This window comes from Symmachiella macrocystis, from assembly GCF_007860075.1.
In the GTDB taxonomy this organism is placed as follows: Bacteria; Planctomycetota; Planctomycetia; order Planctomycetales; family Planctomycetaceae; genus Symmachiella; species Symmachiella macrocystis.
Genome location: NZ_SJPP01000002.1, coordinates 1300871 through 1315195, shown reverse-complemented (window position 1 = coordinate 1315195; position 14325 = coordinate 1300871). Strand labels below are relative to the sequence as shown.

The 14325-nt window shown below is 54.6% G+C and carries 14 protein-coding genes; 9 read left to right on the top strand and 5 right to left on the bottom strand.

Annotation, left to right across the window (positions count from 1 at the left end):
- Window positions 1-11 precede the first annotated feature (11 nt).
- Window positions 12-401, top strand: a complete 390-nt coding sequence (locus tag CA54_RS23190) for a VOC family protein (RefSeq protein ID WP_146373338.1) — start codon at window positions 12-14, stop codon at window positions 399-401.
- A gap of 975 nt (window positions 402-1376) precedes the next feature.
- On the opposite strand, the gene CA54_RS23185 is transcribed toward CA54_RS23190, so the two are convergent.
- The 4 genes from CA54_RS23185 to CA54_RS23170 all read right to left on the bottom strand — a co-directional run bounded on the left by CA54_RS23185 (window position 1377) and on the right by CA54_RS23170 (window position 5170).
- Window positions 1377-2615, bottom strand: coding sequence for an outer membrane protein assembly factor BamB family protein (locus CA54_RS23185; protein WP_146373337.1), 1239 nt, complete (start codon window positions 2613-2615; stop codon window positions 1377-1379).
- Between the two features lie 131 nt (window positions 2616-2746).
- Window positions 2747-3043, bottom strand: coding sequence for a hypothetical protein (locus CA54_RS23180; protein ID WP_146373336.1), 297 nt, complete (start codon window positions 3041-3043; stop codon window positions 2747-2749).
- 460 nt (window positions 3044-3503) lie between these two features.
- Window positions 3504-4733: a tetratricopeptide repeat protein gene (locus tag CA54_RS23175; RefSeq protein ID WP_146373335.1), complete on the bottom strand. Its 1230-nt coding sequence runs from the start codon at window positions 4731-4733 to the stop codon at window positions 3504-3506.
- Between the two features lie 167 nt (window positions 4734-4900).
- Window positions 4901-5170, bottom strand: a complete 270-nt coding sequence (locus CA54_RS23170) for a hypothetical protein (protein ID WP_146373334.1) — start codon at window positions 5168-5170, stop codon at window positions 4901-4903.
- A gap of 294 nt (window positions 5171-5464) precedes the next feature.
- On the opposite strand from CA54_RS23170, the gene CA54_RS23165 reads away from it, so the two are divergent.
- Window positions 5465-6703, top strand: coding sequence for a serine hydroxymethyltransferase (locus CA54_RS23165; RefSeq protein ID WP_146373333.1), 1239 nt, complete (start codon window positions 5465-5467; stop codon window positions 6701-6703).
- An 80-nt stretch (window positions 6704-6783) separates the two neighbouring features.
- Here the strand turns inward: CA54_RS23165 and CA54_RS23160 are convergent, their stop codons facing one another.
- Window positions 6784-7566 (bottom strand): SDR family NAD(P)-dependent oxidoreductase, encoded by a 783-nt coding sequence (locus CA54_RS23160; protein WP_146373332.1) that lies wholly within the window; start codon window positions 7564-7566, stop codon window positions 6784-6786.
- A gap of 322 nt (window positions 7567-7888) precedes the next feature.
- Here CA54_RS23160 and CA54_RS23155 point away from each other — a divergent pair, with 322 nt between their 5' ends.
- The 7 genes from CA54_RS23155 to CA54_RS23125 are packed head-to-tail and all read left to right on the top strand — an operon-like array spanning window position 7889 to window position 14170.
- The gene (locus tag CA54_RS23155; RefSeq protein ID WP_146373331.1) at window positions 7889-9385 is read left to right on the top strand and encodes a rhamnulokinase; all 1497 of its coding nucleotides are present in this window, start codon (window positions 7889-7891) and stop codon (window positions 9383-9385) included.
- A 39-nt stretch (window positions 9386-9424) separates the two neighbouring features.
- Window positions 9425-9979, top strand: a complete 555-nt coding sequence (locus CA54_RS23150) for a hypothetical protein (RefSeq protein ID WP_146373330.1) — start codon at window positions 9425-9427, stop codon at window positions 9977-9979.
- Window positions 9976-10818: a leucine-rich repeat domain-containing protein gene (locus CA54_RS23145; RefSeq protein ID WP_146373329.1), complete on the top strand. Its 843-nt coding sequence runs from the start codon at window positions 9976-9978 to the stop codon at window positions 10816-10818. Before CA54_RS23150 ends, CA54_RS23145 begins: the two co-directional genes overlap by 4 nt.
- Before the next feature lie 32 nt (window positions 10819-10850).
- A complete protein-coding gene (locus CA54_RS23140; protein WP_146373328.1) occupies window positions 10851-11744 on the top strand; it encodes a hypothetical protein in 894 nt (297 codons plus the stop codon).
- A gap of 50 nt (window positions 11745-11794) precedes the next feature.
- Window positions 11795-12493: a leucine-rich repeat domain-containing protein gene (locus CA54_RS23135; protein ID WP_146373327.1), complete on the top strand. Its 699-nt coding sequence runs from the start codon at window positions 11795-11797 to the stop codon at window positions 12491-12493.
- A 32-nt stretch (window positions 12494-12525) separates the two neighbouring features.
- Entirely contained in the window at window positions 12526-13296 is a 771-nt protein-coding gene (locus CA54_RS23130; RefSeq protein ID WP_146373326.1) for a leucine-rich repeat domain-containing protein, read from the top strand.
- 31 nt (window positions 13297-13327) lie between these two features.
- Window positions 13328-14170, top strand: a complete 843-nt coding sequence (locus CA54_RS23125) for a leucine-rich repeat domain-containing protein (protein WP_197532752.1) — start codon at window positions 13328-13330, stop codon at window positions 14168-14170.
- The last annotated feature ends 155 nt before the right edge of the window (window positions 14171-14325 follow it).

The following is a 14325-nucleotide window of genomic DNA, read 5'->3' as shown; positions in this document are numbered from 1 at the left end:
AGGGAATCACGATGTCATTTGTCGCCAACATCCAACAAATCGTCCCCGTCATCGCCGTCGCCAACGTCAAAGACGCCATCGATTGGTACCAACGCGCACTCGGCTTCAAAGCGGGCTTTATCAACCGTGACGCTGCCGATGAAACCGGCGAGACCTGGAATTATGCGCTGCTCGACAACAACGGCGCGCAGCTCCATTTGGCAAAAATCGTCTCCGATGATGCCACGTTATCCTCACCGTGTAACTGCTACTTGTTCGTAGAAAACATCTTCGCGCTTCACGAACATTTAACGACTCTGCAAGCCGACGTTACGCCCCTGCAGGCCATGCCCTGGGGAAATCTGGAGTGTTGGCTACACGATCCCTACGGCAATCGTTTGGTGCTCAGTGCCGAGGAGTAATGGCAAGTTTAATTGTCCGTGGCGGGCATCGATGTATCGCCGAAACAATGTATACCTACGGTGATTTACTGTCTTCCTTACTCGATAATGAGCCTAAACGGACTAGATATTTCAGACCAATAGGTCCAACCGTCAGAGTCTTGGCCACCCTGAATTCGTAAGGCTACGTGATACTGTCCTGGAATCCAGCTACCACGAATCCGAAAATTTCGAAGATTCAATTCGATGCTATCCGTTGGCTCCGGAGGAATCATTGCTGTCACTACGTCTTTTGAGTTTGGCCTTGGCGGACGAGTGCTCCATGGAACCAAGTTCGTTTGTTCTCGACCTCGGTTGACGTGAACAAGTGAATATCGAGCAGCCCTATTCCCAAAGCCTAAGAAGTCAACTCCTGGTCGTCTTTTCACACGGACGATTATCGGCGATTCGAATTCATAACAATCAGCTGCGGTTTGAACATCAAGATTTTGCCGATACTCGTCTCCTGGCTTGTGGATCCACGACCATTCGCCGTTCCCGTCAGGATAGCACCATCCACGGTCAGCGAATTCATTATCATCGAATTGCCACAAACGAAACTCGTCAACCTCATCATTTGGCAAACCGTCCGCCAACCGGCCTCGTCGAGTTACGGGCGACTCTCTTAAGAATGGAAATGCATAAATATTTGCATATCCACCTTTTTTCCTACCTGTGTAACAAAGCGCTGCTTCCCAGTAGTCAGATTCTACTCCTGGGAGTGGACTGCGTGATCGAATGCGGGCTGTGATTGATGCCGACTGATCACCGGGGGCATCATCACACCAATATCTCCCAACATGCAACTTTGATGATGTTGCCGCCTCGAACCGAGCCGCTAGATAATCGAGTACATCTAACCATTGGCTTTCCGTTTGGCCACGTGGATCGTCGAGCATTTGGATGGACAATTATAGCCTTAAGTGTATCTGGTGATTCTTGTGCGAACTCCCCCATTCACCGCCCCACATCCACGCAATACAAAAACTGTTCATCCCGCAAATACAACTTCCCATCCGCCAGCGCCGGCAGTGCGCGGGTTGTTGATTGGCCGATTTGTGCGCGGGATAGTTCGGTGTATTTCTTGGGCGAGGGCTGAACCAGTACGATTTCGCCGTCCAGTTTGGTGATCAGCAGTTTTCCGTCCGCCATGATGAATGTGCCGATGCCGAAATTGTCTTCCGACCACAATACGCGACCGGTCTTGGCGTTGACGCACCGCAGATGCAGCGGGCTGGCCCGTTCTTGGCCGTGGATGCCGTACAGGTATCCTTCGTAGTAAATCGGCGTTGGGTAATGGCTGGAGAGGGCCTCATCGTTTTCCCAGATCGTTTTGGGGTCGCCGGCGCCCACTTCCACCATCAAGCCGCCCACGCCGTAGTGCGACGTCGCAAACAGACGATTGCCGATCACCAACGGATTGGCCCCGTTCACTGTCGGGCCGCGGCGACCGAAGGGGATTTGGAATTGCACCGACCCATCGCCCGGATCGAGCGAAACCAGGTTCATGCGGGTGATGAAAATCACCTGCTCTTTGCCGTGAATCGTCGCTGCCACGGGGGACGAATAGCTGGCCGTATCTTTGACGGCTTTCCAGAGCGTTTTACCGTTGTCCAACGAAAACGCCACGACCGCCGGTCCGCGAAATCCGCCTACGTTCAACAGCAATTTATCGTCCACAACAATCGGTGAACTGCCCGCTCCGAAGTAACCTTCCCGCGCGCCGAATTCCTTATGCGTGTGCCGCACCCAGATCTCTTGGCCATCGGCAAACGACACACACCGCAAATCGCCGGCAGCACCGAACAGATACACGCGGTCTTTGTGGATCAGCGGAATACTCCGCGGACCATCGTCGGGATTGATCGAGGGGCGAAACGTGGTGGGGAACTGATTCTTCCATCCCGGCTTGCCGGTTTGGGCATCGTAGGCCTGGACGACATCGTTGTCACCAATCCGCTGAAACAATACAACGCGCCCGTCAGCGACCACCGGTCCAGCCAAGCCGCTGCCGATTTTTTGTTTCCACACGACCTGCGGACCATCAGCGGGCCAGCTGTCAGCCAGTTTTTCATCCTGGGCGATGCCATTTCGCGTGGGGCCGAGAATCTGCGGCCAATCTCCGGCGACGGCGGTTTGCCAGCACAAACCCAGAGTGGAAGCGAACAGAAACAGTTGGCGCAAGATCAGCGGCATGCGGACTTCCTCGGCGTAGGTACGTAACGGATGGACTTCCGCTATCGCGCGGAAGCTCCTACGTATGCTACCGATTTCATTCCGCTAGCGAAACGTCGCATAATATTGGCGGGCGATTGCCGGAGTGCGAATCAGGCCGGCCATTGTTTGCTGCAACTGTCGCAGCGAAAGCCAACCAATGTGCCCGAACCGGGAATCGGCAGTCCGCCGCGGCTGAGCATGATGTCTTCGCTCTCGACCGGCGTCACAGCCGGCGCTCCGCAATGGCGACAGTTCTTATTTTTGTAGATCACGCTCGCGCGGGACAGCACGTCGAATTGAAACGGACTGCGAATTTGATGGACGCTCGTTTCGAATTTCAGGATCCGCGGCTCACTGTTGCCGCCTGAATATTCCGCGTCGGGATTGTAGAGTTTCAAGTAGCTCATCCTTGAGCACCTTTTGTCTGAGAGCATTCCTGCTCGGTGAACTCCGTGATCGTCTCCGGAAAAAAACTCCGTCGCAACTTACCGCAAGGCAATGTGCATCCATGACGACCGCCGTGGCTTATCAATCATCAGTACCACGGTGACGCAAAAGATAACGGTCGCTCAACAAATCAACAACTGTCTTTTTGATCAGGTATCCCGTGATCAAGCTCGGCAAGCAAAATCCAATCAAGATCAGCGCCATCTCAATTCAAAAAAGGGTAGCACCGATTGCAAAGCAATCGGTGGGCCGCAGGCACAAGAAGCCGCAATTCAAACGCTCCTAAACCAGCAAGCCGCATGAACAGAAACGACTACCATTGCTGCTCACTGCGAAGAAAGGTGAGTCTTCCCCCCATCCCAATGCCGACTCCAGCGCAGCCGCGCAAAGTCGACAAACACCCCATCTCAATACCACCGATCACTCAACCGGCACGCCGGCTGCTTCCAATCGCCGCCGCGCATTATCCGCCCACGGGCCGCGCGTGTCGAATTTGAGATACGTCTGCCAATGTTCGATGGCTTCCTCAATCCGGCCCAGCTGTTGCAGGATCTCCGCTTTGTGCAAATGCGCATCCGGGTATTCCGCATGCACATCCAAGGCGACATCGAAGGCCTCCAGCGCAGCTTGCGGTTCCCCACGTTCGGCATGCAGACAACCCAGTTGCGTCCAGGCTTCCAGATAATTGTGGTCCAACTCGACGGCAACGTGATACCGTTCCAGCGCACCGTCAATCCGTCCTAGCCGATAAAGCACCTCGGCCAGTTGAAAATTGGCGTCCGGACGATGGGGATCGTCGATCAAGCAGAGTCGAAATGCTTCGACCGCTTCATTCAACTGCTGGTCTTCCAAATGTCGGCAAGCCGCCTCGAACCAATCGTCCGCCGTCCAATGCGTCTGGACGTTGCGCGACGTGTCATCTGCCGGAGTCGGTTCTTTTTTAGCGGTCGGGGTCTCCGGAACATCGAAATCCAACAACCGTTGCCCACTGACCGTTTCGACCAATCCGCCGTGGTCGCGATAAGCGACATGTTTGTCGCGGGCCAAGAGTTCCAGTTGTAGCAGCGGTTGATCGATGTCGGGCAGAATATGTTTGAGTTTCGCCAGTCCCGCTTGGATCTCAGCTTTAGAAACCCCGTCGGCGATCATCTCGGCCAACCGTCTTGCACCGGAGACTTCTTGGAAATTGAAATACGGCAAACGGAAAACGCGGCGAACCGGGCGAATCAATCCCGCCCGTTCCCAGCTGCGAATCACGCCAACCGGTACGTCCAACAATTGGCTGAGCATCGCCGGCGTATATTGGCGGTGCACCTCGTCGTCGCGACGATCCAACCCCAACATCTCGAGCCAGTCCGATTCCTGCACAATTCGGATCGCCCCCCCTTCGTGCTGCCATTCCGACACTTGTTGTAGTTTGAGCGACGGACTCCCATTTTCCTCCAGAGGCCAACCCTCTTCGCCGATGACCAACATCGTCGTCAATCGGCTCACGCTGGCGGTGGCGACGCCGCCGTTTTTCTCCGTCAGTTCATGCGCCTGCTGGTGCGTCATCGAGGCCAAAGTGCCTGTGAACGAAAGCCGTTCCTCGGCCAAAACGCCATCATGCGCGGGGGGAGTGGGGGTGAGATCAGCGGAGTTCTCGGACATGGAAGAAATAGGCTTTAGGCTTTGGACCGTAGGCTTGAGGAAGTAATCGCGTGCGTTCACCGAACGGCTGTTGGAGACTCGGCAGGCGGTCACCGATCAAACCGACTGCCTAAGTCCTAAAGTCTACAGCCTGCCAACGAAAGTCTACAGCCTAAATGCACGACTTCCTATTCCTGGGCATCCCAACCGATGCTGGCGGCCAAATCTTCGAGATTGTCGGCCAAATTTACCAGCGACGTGACGTAGATCGCACTCAAGTCCCGTGTCACATTTTTCAATTCCGCAAATGCCACTGGGGTCACATTTTCCGGATGTATCGACGCCAGCGCAGCATTGCAGCGGGCCGCTTCTTCGTCGGCATTGAGCGACATTTGTCGCATATTTGCCGCCAATTCCTGCAAATTCGCCTGCAATTGTGCCTCGGTAGGCTGCGTCATCCGTCATTCACTTTCGAAAATGCCGTCGAGAAAGCGTCCGGCAGAATAGGCCGGTCCATTGTAATCTTAGCACTCGAAACAGCCCCGAGTGGCCGGATCAACAGGTTTTTTCGCCCCGTCCGGCACCGCTTGCCAATGAGCAAGCCGGTCCTGTCCACAAACCGGCCCCGGCGGGTAGAAAACCAGCCTGCACGTAGCTACGATTGGCGCTCGCTCGCTCAAAATCAACGCTTGGTTCCTGCCAAATACGCCCCGCACGGCGTTCGTCGTTTTTTTACCACGGAGTTTTTTTCGATGTCCGCACTACAAACCACCGATCCCGAAATCTATCAAGCTGTCCAAGACGAACAAACACGTCAGCGGGATGGATTGGAATTGATCGCCTCGGAAAACTACACCTCGGCCGCCGTTTTGGAAGCAGCCGGAACCGTACTGACGAACAAATACGCCGAAGGCTACCCCGGCCGCCGTTATTACGGTGGTTGCGAATACGCCGATGTCATCGAGGACCTCGCCCGCGACCGTGTCTGCAAACTCTTTGGCGCCGAACATGCCAACGTCCAGCCGCACTCCGGCTCGCAGGCCAACATGGCGGTCTATCTCACTGTGCTCAAGCCGGGCGATACTTACCTCGCTATGGACTTGGCGCACGGCGGACACCTCACGCACGGTATGCACCTGAATTTCTCAGGCCAACTTTATAATCCTGTCCACTATGGAGTACGGGAATCGGATAACCTGATCGATTTTGACAACGTGGCCGCTTTAGCCCGTAAACATAAACCGAAATTGATCATTGCCGGTGCCAGCGCCTACCCGCGAGAAATCGATCACCCGAAATTCGCGGAAATTGCCCGTGAAGTCGGTGCATTGTTGATGGTGGATATGGCGCACTATTCAGGACTCGTCGCCGGCGGAGTGCACAACAATCCGGTCGAGGTCGCCGATTACGTCACCTCCACCTCGCACAAAACGCTCCGCGGTCCGCGTTCGGGATTTATTCTCACCAAAGAAGCGAACGCCAAAGACATCGACCGCACGATTTTTCCCGGCATTCAAGGCGGGCCGTTGGTGCATATCATCGCCGGCAAAGCGGTCTGTTTCCACGAAGCCGCGCAGCCGGAATTTAAGACCTATGCGCAACAAATCGTTGCCAACGCCAAAGTGCTGGCCGAAGTCTTGCTGGCCGGCGGCATCTCGTTGGCGTCGGGGGGGACCGACAACCATCTGATGATGGCCGACGTGACCGCCATTGGACTCACCGGAAAAATCGCCGAAAAATCGCTGGATCGCGCGGGGATCACCGTGAATAAAAATATGATCCCCTTCGACAAACGCAAACCGCTCGATCCCAGCGGCATCCGCATCGGCACCGCTGCCCTCACCACTCGGGGGATGCAGGAAGACGACATGAAAAAAGTCGGCAGCTGGATTCTGGAAGTCCTCAAAGCACCCGAAGACGAAGCGGTGATCGCCAAAGTCCGCGGCGAAATCCAATCGTTCGCCAGTGATTTCCCCGTGCCGGGAATTTAGGGCACCCCGTTCACGCGCGACCCCCCGGCTTTGCCGGGGGGTCGCGCCGCATACCAACGCCGCCCATCACAATCGAACCACTACATTTCCCCATCTGCGCGATTCGACCACCACGGCAACATCACGCCCCCTTCCATCGACATGATACTGCCGGTCATGTATTCCGCATCATCGCTCAGCATAAACGCGATTCCCTTGGCGATTTCTTCGGGACGCCCCAAACGACCCCACGGCAGGGCTTTGCCACCCGCTTCGAGTTGTTCTTCGGAAAAGAATTTCCGTTCGCCGGGAGTATCGATCCAGCCGGGATAGATGGCGTTTACGCGAATTCGATGGTCGACCAATTCGATCGCGGCTGTCCGCATCATGTGGTCGATGGCCGCCTTGGCCATGTTGTAGGCCATGGAATCGGGAATCGCCAAAGCCGCATGCGGCGAACTGACGACCACAATCGAACCGCCGCCTCCCTGTTTAATCATCTGCAAGGCCGACGCGCGCACTCCATAAACGGCGCCCCACATCGTCACGTCGATTGTACGGTGAAATCCTGCCATGTCGGCATCGATCATTGACTGCCGGTCGCTGTAGGCGGCATTGGAGACGAACAGATCCAAACTGCCGAACGCCTCCACCGTTTTCGCAACCATCCCTTCCACTGCCGCTTGATCGGCGACGTCAGCTTTCAGTAGCAATGCCTTGCGACCCAGGCTTTCAATTTCGTCGGCAACCTCTTGCGCTTCGGCTTCGCTGCTGCGGTAATTCACGGCCACATTGGCGCCGTGCTGCGCCAACTCAATCGCTGCCGCCCGCCCAATCCCCAAAGACGCCCCTGTCACGAGCGCCGCTTTTCCGTAAAACTTCATAATGTTCTCCAACCAAGTTATTGCAACGCCCGTTCAGCAAGATCCAGGCCGTTCCTTTTTATCTTTCCCCCTCTCCCCCTGGGAGAGGGCCGGGGTGAGGGCCGCACGCTAAACCAACGTCCCTATCTCCCCTCACAGCCCCGGCATCATAATCCATCCACCCCAAGAATTCGATTCGCCCAACACACAAACCGCGCTACGCGCTAGACAGCCTTTTGCGGGCTGCGATATGATCAACGTTCCAAATTCATGAAACCTGCGTCAGAAATTCACAATTCCTTGCCGCCGCTCGCCTCAAAATTCACAACGGAAAGATTACACCATGTCCACCCCTTGTTACCTTGCCGTCGACCTGGGAGCGGCAAGTGGCCGCGTGATTGCCGGTCATGTCGAAAATGGCCAAGTCACCCTGGAAGAACTGCACCGCTTTCCCAACGGAGCTGTCAACGTCGCCGGAACATTGCGGTGGGACGTACTGGCGCTTTGGAATGAAATCCAACACGGACTCACCATCGCCGCGGAAAAATTCGGAAAAGACATCGTCTCGGTCGGCGTCGATACCTGGGGCGTCGACTATGTGCTGCTGGGGCAGGGGGATGAACTGCTGGGACTTCCTTACCATTACCGCGACGCCCGTACCGACAACATCATGGACGTGGCCTTGTCCCACGTTCCCCGGCACAAAATCTTTGAACAAACTGGCCTGCAATTTCTGCCGTTCAACACGTTGTTCCAATTGGTCGCCATGCGGCATGCGCAGCCGCGAATTCTCGATGCTGCCGAGCGACTGTTATTGATGCCCGACTTTTTTCACTGGTTGCTCTCCGGCAGTCAGGTCATCGAGTTCACCAACGCCACCACGACCCAATGCCTCGACCCCAACACCGGCACCTGGGCCGACGAATTGTTGCGCAAATTTGAAATCCCAACCAATATCTTTCCCGAAATCGTCCCCACTGGGACGAAGTTGGGGACGCTCCGCGGTGAAGTCGCGCATAAGACCGGCTTGGGGCGGATCAACGTCGTCGCTCCGGCAACACACGACACCGGCGCCGCCATCGCCGCCATCCCCACCCAACACACTGGGCAACCGAATTGGGCCTACATCAGCTCCGGCACGTGGTCATTGATGGGTGTCGAAGTTCCCGAAGCAATCGTTTCGCACCGCGCGCTGGAATTGAATGTCACCAACGAAGGGGGCATCGATGGCACCTACCGGCTGCTGAAAAACATCGCCGGATTATGGCTGGTGCAGGAATCTCGCCGGTCATTCGCCCAACAAGGCAAGTCGTTGGATTACGAGCAATTGCAAAACCTCGCCCGCGACGCGCAGCCATTTCGCTCACTGCTCGATCCCGACGACAGCGCTTTTCTCGCGCCCGACGACATGCCGACCGCCATTGCCGCCTATTGCAGCGGCACCGGACAGCCCGAACCGGAAACCGAAGGGCAAATCGTCCGCTGCGCTCTGGAAAGTCTCGCACTCAAATACCGCATGGTGCTCGGCTGGCTGGAAGAACTGACCGGCGTGACGACCGAAGTGATCCACATCGTCGGCGGCGGCACGCAAAACGCCTTGCTCTGCCAATTCGCCGCCAACGCCTGTCGCCGCCCCGTCGTCGCCGGACCGGTCGAAGCAACCGCCTTGGGCAACGTCCTCATCCAAGCCCGCACCGACGGAGCCGTCGGCAGTCTGTCCGACATCCGCAAAGTCGTCGCCCGCTCGGTCGAGTTGAAGCATTACCAACCCGACAACGTCGACGCCTGGGACGAGGCCTACCGCCGCTACCACGACCTACTCGCCATCCCCCGACGGTAATCTGCCGGGGGTAGCCACTGTCACAATTGAGCGTTCACTATGACGAAAACCACCAACAAAAGCCGCCTGCCGCGCACAAGCACGTTGGTGGTCATCGCCATCGTTTTACTTGTCGGATGTGGCATGATGATGGTGTGGGTGCCGTATCACCGCAATCAGACAGCCATTGCTGAGATTGCACGACTTGGTGGACGAACGGAGTCGGAGTTTACACCTCCACTCTGGATTCCAGACGTGGTGGCTAGTGAAATAATGCCACTGTTCGAAAGGGTCTACCACATTGACTTAACCGAGACTCACATCACTGACGCAGATCTCGGGAATCTCCAAGGGCTAACGAATCTTAAAATCCTGTGGCTCGATAACACGCAAGTGGGCGATGTAGGCTTAGGGTACGTCGGAGGGTTGACAGACTGTTCGCAATTATCGTTGCACAACACACCGGTCGGTGACGTTGGTATGGAACACCTTCGAGGATTGAAAAACCTGCACGTTTTATGGCTTCATCACACACATGTCACGGAAACAGGTTTCAAGAGACTACAGGCTGCTCTTCCCGAATGCCAGATTCACTGGAGGCCATCAACCCCATGACCGAAACCACCCCCAAAAGCCGTCTGCCGCGCACGAGCATCATGTTGTTTTTTGCTGTGGTGTTGCTGATCGGTGGTGGAGCATTGATGGTGTGGTTGCCGTATCATCGTGAACAAACGGTGATTGCTGAGATTGAAAATCTTGGAGGAGAAATTCAATCAGAGATCATCCGTCCTGCTTGGATTCCAGATGTGGTGGACACCGAGTATTTGTGGGTGTTCGAGAGAGTCGATTACGTTGATTTATCTGATACTCAAGTCAGTAATGCTGGGCTCAGGAATCTCCAAGGACTGAAGAATCTTAGAACTCTTTGGCTCGGTAACACACAAGTTGATGATGCAGGGCTTGAACATCTTCAAGCATTGACCAGTCTTTTTAATCTTTCTCTCAACGATCTCCGAGTCAGTGATGCAGGGCTGGAACACCTCCGAGGACTGACTAACCTTTACTGGGTGTCACTCGACGGGACCCGAGTTAGCGATGCCGGGCTGGTCCATCTCCGCAGACTCACCAAGCTTAACAATTTGTACCTCGACAATACCCAAGTCACTGATGCGGGAATTGAACGACTCCGAGGGCTAGTCCAACTACATTGCCTCTCCTTCAACAATACTCAAGTCACTGACGCGGGGCTGGAAGGTCTCAAAGGTCGGACAGAACTTACAAACCTGGACCTCGATTATACCCGTGTGAGTGATGCGGGACTTGAGCATCTTCGGGAACTGCCCAACGTTAAGAGTCTATCACTGGAGTACACCCAGGTTACAAAGGCCGGGATTGAAAGACTCAAGGAAACTCACCCCAATTGCATTATCGATTGGATACAATCAGCAGATTAACGCCGAACCACGAACACAATTGAGCGTGCCCCATGACCGAAACCACCCCCAAAAGCCGCCTCCCGCGCACGAGCATCATGTTGCTTTTTGCTGTGGTGTTGCTGATCGGCGGGGTCGTGTTGACGCTGCGGAGACCGGCCTACCGAGAACAGCAGGCACTTGCTGAAATTGATCGGCTGGGCGGTAGGTCTAAATCAGAAATCATTCGTCCCCGCTGGATTCCAGAGTCGATTGGCGACGAGAATTTGGCCGTTTACAACAGAGTTATTCTTGTCAATTTATCGAACACCCAAGTCAGCGATACGGGACAGGAGCACGTCGGGGGATTGAAACAACTACGAACTCTGCGGCTCAACAACACCCCGGTCGGCAATGCCGGGCTTGAGCATCTCCAAGGGTTAACCAACCTCGAAGATCTAGATCTCAACAATACCCAAGTCAGTGATGCAGGGCTTGAGTCGCTTCGAGGGCTGAATCACCTTTCGAAACTTCGGCTGGGTGGCACTCAGATCAGCGGTTCGGGGCTGGTGTCTCTCCGGGGGTTGACCAACTTGGTTTATCTAGATCTCGATGATACCCACGTCGGCGACGCTGGGCTTGAGCATCTTCGAGGATTGTCAAATCTAAACAGTCTAAATCTCAACGATACCCGAGTCAGCGACGTTGGACTTGAGCATCTTCAAAAATTGCCCCAACTAGTACAGCTATCGCTCGATAACACACAAATAAGTGATGCAGGGCTTGAGCATGTTCATGGGTTTCCCAAACTTGATCAGCTATCGCTCAACAACACACAAATCAGTGATGCGGGGCTTGAGCATCTTCACGGGCTGACCCACTTCATTCAGATTTCACTCGAAAACACTCACGTGACGCAAGCCGGGATCGATAAACTCAAACAAGCCTGTCCTTGCTACATTCGATAGACACCACCAGCAGAATAACGCCGAACCAAGAACACGCTTGAGCGTTTCCCATGACCAAAACCACCAACAAAAGCCGTCTGCCTCGCACGGGTACACTGGTGCTCATTGCTGTGGTTTTGTTGGTTGGAGGTGGGGCGTTCATGGTGTGGTTGCCGTATTATCGCAATCAAACGGCGATGGCTGAGGTGAAACGTATCGGAAGGTCAACGGATTCAAGGATCATTCGTCCCTTCTGGATTCCAAATACCGTGGATGATGAGTACTTGGTAGTGTTTAAGAGAGTCGAGAGAGTTAACTTATCTGAGACCCACCTTAGTGATGTCGTTCTGAAGCATCTCGACGGACTGACCCAACTGAAACAACTGCGTCTGACAGACTCTAATATCACCGACGCTGGGCTTGAGCATCTCAGCGGCTTGACCAACCTGGGATGGCTGTACGTCAATAACACCCAAATCGGCGATGCGGGACTTGAGCATCTGGGCAGCCTGACAAACCTCAAGTCACTGCATCTCGGCAATACACTAGTGAGCGATGTCGGGCTTGAACAACTTCGCGACCTGACCCAACTTAGAGAGCTGGTGCTCAAAATTACCCAAGTTAGTGATGCCGGACTAGTTCATCTCCACCGACTCACTAGTCTTAAAGCTCTATCTGTCCAAAATACCCAAGTGACAAAATCCGGAATCGAGAAACTCCAAAAAGCCTTACCAGATTGTTACATCAATTGGACACCTCCAATAGAATAACGCCGAACCACTAGTACTCTTGAGCGTTTCCCATGACCGAATCCACCCCCAAACGCCGACTGCCGCGCAAACGCGTAATTCTGCTCATCGTCGTGCTGTTGTCGGTGGGGGGGGCCGCTCTGGCTGTTTGGTGGCCGTATCATTGCGAACAAGTGGCAATCGCTGAAATTGATAAACTGGGGGGATTCACACGCTCAGCTATTGTGCGTCCCCGCTGGATTCCTGAGGCAGTCGATGATGGATATTTGCTCCACTTCGAGCGAATCGACGCAATCAATTTGACCGGTCCCCTAGTCGGTGATGCTGAGCTTGAGCAATTTAGCAGATTGACCAACCTGCAGATTCTGATTCTCAACAACACACAAGTCGGCGACGCGGGGCTTGAGCAACTGCGAAAACGGAAAAAGATTTGGGACCTCTCACTGGATCAGACCCAAGTCACTGATGCCGGGCTTGAGCACCTGCGGGAGTTGACCAACCTGCAATGGCTGAGCCTGAAAAACACGCAAGTGTCTGACGCCGGACTTGAGCATCTGCAAGGTCTCACCAAACTTCAACTCCTCTCGCTGGATGATACTCAGGTCACTGGTACAGGACTTACGCATCTCAGCGGATTGAACAATCTTGTGGCCGTCTCGCTGAAAAACACACAAGTCGGCGACATCGGGGTCGAGTCGCTCTGTAAACTGACGACCCTCAGATACCTCTCTGTCAGCAACACTCAAGTCACGCAAGATGGATACTGGAAACTACGGTTATCCCTGCACGGTTGTGACCTTCGTTGGACGCCCCCAGCGGAATAACGCCGAGTTACGGACACAGGAGAGGATTTCCATGACCGCCTCCGCCATCCAAAGCCGACTGCCGCGCACGGGCACGTTTTTGTTCATGGCCGTGGTGTTACTAATCGGTGGGGGAGCGTTGACGGTTTGGTTACCGTATCACCGCAATCAAACGGCGGTCGCAGAGATTGAACGACTCCACGGAACCACTTATGAGGTGGTTGTTCGACCTGCCTGGATACCGGGAGTAGTGCCTGATCGGTCTTTGGAAATTTTCCACCGAGTCAGAGACGTGGATTTCAGCTATTTCCCTATTCGTGATGCGAGTCTTGAGCATCTACAAGAGCTGCCACACCTTGAGACATTATCCCTTGAGAATACACATATCAGCGATGCGGGGCTCAATCGTCTGCAGGGGTTGCCCCAGCTTGAAGGACTTTCACTTGCAGAGACTCAAATCAGCGATGCCGGTCTTAAGTATCTTAGTGGACTGCCTCACCTTGAGGTCCTCAATCTCACAAACACTCGGGTCAGCGATGTGGGGCTTGAGCGACTTTGCGGGACGACTAATTTTTTTAGCCTTAATCTTAGCGATACTCAAATCAGCAATGCAGGGCTTGCGCATCTTCGCGGGCAGACGAACCTTGATGGTTTGTACCTCAGCAACACTCGCGTCGATGATGGCGGTCTCAAGGAACTCGGCAAGCTGACCAACTTGCAACGCTTAACACTGAATAACACCCAAGTTAGTGATGTCGGACTTGAGCATCTTCGCAGGTTGACCAACCTTGTAGACCTGCACGTTGAAAAAACTCATGTCACGCAAGCCGGGATCAATGAACTTCAAAAAGTCCTACCCGTCTGTAACATCCGTTGGACGCCCCCAGCGGAATAACGCCGCATGCGGCTGCGCTTAGTGAGTTCCTACGCCAGTAGCCGGCAATTCACCCCGCAACGACGGCTTCTTGTGCGCTGCACCGCCCCGATCGTGTAGCAAACGCACGCACTCATTGATTTAGTTGGCGATTCGTAATGTATTGTCGCATAGTC

Coding starts and splice junctions, on each gene's coding strand:
- CA54_RS23140 (WP_146373328.1), top strand. CDS start 10,851: ATGACCGAAACCACCCCCAAAAGCCGCCTCCCGCGCACGAGCATCATG.
- CA54_RS23150 (WP_146373330.1), top strand. CDS start 9,425: ATGACGAAAACCACCAACAAAAGCCGCCTGCCGCGCACAAGCACGTTG.
- CA54_RS23185 (WP_146373337.1), bottom strand. CDS start 2,615: ATGCCGCTGATCTTGCGCCAACTGTTTCTGTTCGCTTCCACTCTGGGT.
- CA54_RS23165 (WP_146373333.1), top strand. CDS start 5,465: ATGTCCGCACTACAAACCACCGATCCCGAAATCTATCAAGCTGTCCAA.
- CA54_RS23155 (WP_146373331.1), top strand. CDS start 7,889: ATGTCCACCCCTTGTTACCTTGCCGTCGACCTGGGAGCGGCAAGTGGC.
- CA54_RS23190 (WP_146373338.1), top strand. CDS start 12: ATGTCATTTGTCGCCAACATCCAACAAATCGTCCCCGTCATCGCCGTC.
- CA54_RS23160 (WP_146373332.1), bottom strand. CDS start 7,566: ATGAAGTTTTACGGAAAAGCGGCGCTCGTGACAGGGGCGTCTTTGGGG.
- CA54_RS23180 (WP_146373336.1), bottom strand. CDS start 3,043: ATGAGCTACTTGAAACTCTACAATCCCGACGCGGAATATTCAGGCGGC.
- CA54_RS23170 (WP_146373334.1), bottom strand. CDS start 5,170: ATGACGCAGCCTACCGAGGCACAATTGCAGGCGAATTTGCAGGAATTG.
- CA54_RS23175 (WP_146373335.1), bottom strand. CDS start 4,733: ATGTCCGAGAACTCCGCTGATCTCACCCCCACTCCCCCCGCGCATGAT.
- CA54_RS23135 (WP_146373327.1), top strand. CDS start 11,795: ATGACCAAAACCACCAACAAAAGCCGTCTGCCTCGCACGGGTACACTG.
- CA54_RS23145 (WP_146373329.1), top strand. CDS start 9,976: ATGACCGAAACCACCCCCAAAAGCCGTCTGCCGCGCACGAGCATCATG.
- CA54_RS23125 (WP_197532752.1), top strand. CDS start 13,328: ATGACCGCCTCCGCCATCCAAAGCCGACTGCCGCGCACGGGCACGTTT.
- CA54_RS23130 (WP_146373326.1), top strand. CDS start 12,526: ATGACCGAATCCACCCCCAAACGCCGACTGCCGCGCAAACGCGTAATT.